Annotated in this window: 3 protein-coding genes; all 3 read left to right on the top strand. The window is 73.4% G+C overall.

Annotated features, from left to right (window positions below; translation table 11 throughout):
- The coding region (locus D7V80_RS42070; protein ID WP_304988485.1) for a hypothetical protein at positions 1 to 808 on the top strand (808 nt) is incomplete at its 5' end.
- Positions 809 to 939: 131 nt separating this feature from the next.
- On the top strand, positions 940 to 1,647 hold the full coding sequence (locus tag D7V80_RS40800) for a CHAP domain-containing protein (protein ID WP_147447398.1): 708 nt from the start codon (positions 940 to 942) through the stop codon (positions 1,645 to 1,647).
- A 13-nt stretch (positions 1,648 to 1,660) separates the two neighbouring features.
- The coding region (locus D7V80_RS40795; RefSeq protein ID WP_233586097.1) for a transglycosylase domain-containing protein at positions 1,661 to 2,093 on the top strand (433 nt) is incomplete at its 3' end.

The following is a 2,093-nucleotide window of genomic DNA, read 5'->3' as shown; positions in this document are numbered from 1 at the left end:
GGCCCTGGCCGTGGCGCTGGGACTCTCGCCCGGGACGGCGTTCATCGGGATGGGGGTGGCGGTGGGTCTCACGCAGGGGTGGCTCCTGCGGCGTGAGGTGCATGGCGCCGCGGTGTGGGTGGCGGCGTGCGCGGTGGGCTACGGCATGGCCGGGCCGGCGGCGGACTGGAAGGACAACGCCTGGCGGGCGGCGGTGGACGCGGGCGCGACCTGGCGCCTGTCCTCCATTGTCATCACGGCGCAGGCCATGACGTGGGGGGCGCTCGCGCTGTGCACGGCCATTGGCGGTGCCTTCATCCTGTCGAGCCTGCGCACCCAGGTGCTGCCCGCGCCCGGTTCGCGAATGCCCGGCGCCGTGGGGCAGTTCGCGGTGCTGGGGCTGGCGCTGCCGCTGATGGTCTCGCTGGAGGCCCGGGAGAAGAGCCCGTCGCCCACGGAGTTCCCGGCCCCCAACCCTCCGAGACTGATACAGCCCAGGCCCGCGCGGACCTGGGCCCCCGAGCGGACCCGCGCCCCGAGCCCGCCCGGCGAGTCCTTCAGCCCCGGATGCGCGAGCAGCGGCTGTGCGCCGGCGCGGGCCTATGAAGGCGAGGCGTCCCCTCCGCCCATGGGCGCCGTGCCTGACCACCCGGGCCGCGTTCGGGGGCCCACCGTCCACGACTCGCACCTCATGCAGGTGAACGACACGGGCCGGCTGCGGGTGAAGGGCGGCACCCTGTGGAACAACGTCCCGTCGAGCGCCGGGCAGGAATCCGCGAACGGGAACCGGGGCTCCGAGCCGGCCACCCCGAACCTCGTCGTGCCCTGAGGGATTCAGGGCGCGCGGTTGCCGTGGGTGGGAACTTCCTTGCCCAGCGCGTGCCGAAGGGGGCGCGCGCTTCGTCGTGAGGTGGACATGCGCAACGCCACGGAGGCCGGGCACGGCGGTTGCTCTGTCGCGTGCGCATGGGACGAGGCGTGTGGGTGGGCGCGTTGGTGAGCGCGCTGGTGTGGGGCGGGGCGGCTCAGGCAGCGAACAAGGCCACGGCGGCGAAGAAGGCCCGGCCGGCGGTCCAGCTGGCGGACCGGGCGCTGTGGCGGGCGAAGTCCTGGGTGGGGATGACGACGCTGGCGAAGATGAACTCGACGGTGAGCGATGACTGCTCGGGCATGACGCGGCTGGCGTTCCAGCAGCGGCGGTTGGACCTGTTGCCCGACGACGTGCTGCCGGAGGAGAACGGCGTCACGGCCATCCACCGCAAGGCGCGCGCGCTGGGGATGCTGACGGAGACGCCGAAGCCGGGCGCGCTGGTGTTCTTCAAGAACACGTTCGACCGCAACCGCGACGGCCTCATCAACGACGGCCTCACGCACATCGGCATCGTGGAGCGGGTGGGGACGGACGGGACGGTGACGTTCGTGCACAAGTCCGGCGGGCTGGTGAAGCGCTCGCGCTTCAACCTCGCGCAGCCGGAGGCGCGCAAGGACGCGAAGGGGCAAGTCATCAACGACTGGCTGCGCCGCAAGGGGAAGAAGACGCGCGGCTACCTGGCGGGAGAGCTGGTGGCGGGCTTCGCGTCGGTGGACGAGCGCTGGCGTTCGCCCGAGCCGCGGCTGGCGTCCGCGAAGCTCGCCGTGAAGGGTGACGCCCGGACGGCACGGCGCTAGACACGGCCGGCAGATGTCCACCGTCGAAGGTCCATCCGGGCCCCCGAGCCCCGAACCCGCCGGGCCCATCCCGCCGGCACCGCCGGAGGTGCAGCCCGCGCCTCCGCCGCGAAGGAGGCGGTGGGCGCGCTGGGTGTTCGTGGGCGTGCTGGTGCTGGGCGTGGGGACCGCGGCGCTCACGTTCGCCGGGCTGCCGGACGCGGACTCCCTGGCGAAGGAGAACCCGAAGACGACGGCGCTCATCGAGCAGCGGGCGACCGAGGCGCGCGAGGCCGGGCGCAAGCCGCGCCGGAGGCAGCAGTGGGTGCCATTGTCCGCGGTGTCCAAGCCCGCGGTGGACGCGGTGCTCCTCTCCGAGGACGCGAGCTTCTACCTGCACGACGGCGTGGACACGGTGGAGCTGGCGCGCGCGGTGGGCGACCGGCTGATGGTGAAGGAGACCGGGT

Source organism: Corallococcus sp. CA054B (assembly GCF_003611625.1).
In the GTDB taxonomy this organism is placed as follows: domain Bacteria; phylum Myxococcota; class Myxococcia; order Myxococcales; family Myxococcaceae; genus Corallococcus; species Corallococcus coralloides.
Note: the sequence above shows the minus strand (reverse complement) of the source record. Positions and strands in the feature narration are given on the sequence as shown.